The sequence below is a fragment of the Pseudomonas sp. AC463 genome (assembly GCF_979253585.1).
Window position 1 is genome coordinate 1 of record NZ_CEEDDZ010001201.1, and the last position, 234, is coordinate 234.

Genomic DNA, 234 nt, shown 5'->3' on the forward strand with positions numbered 1-234 from the left:
GCTCGCGCCCGCTTACGCCGCGGCGCAGGACCGGTACGACTGGATCGCCACGGCCATCGCGCTGCTGCTGGCGTTCGCCGGCGGCGCGTTCGCGTGGACCCGGTCGAAGCCGGGCTTCGCGGCGCGCACCCGCGTCGAACGGATCGTGATGGGCGCGCTGCTGGCGGCGTCGCTGATCGCGATCCTGACGACGATCGGTATCGTGTTGTCGCTCGTTTGGGAGGCGGGCCGCGT

Annotated in this window: 1 pseudogene; it reads left to right on the top strand. The window is 72.6% G+C overall.

Going from position 1 to position 234, the window contains the following annotated elements:
- Positions 1-234, top strand: a pseudogene (locus tag AC0IYH_RS34125) (hypothetical protein); the annotation flags it as partial.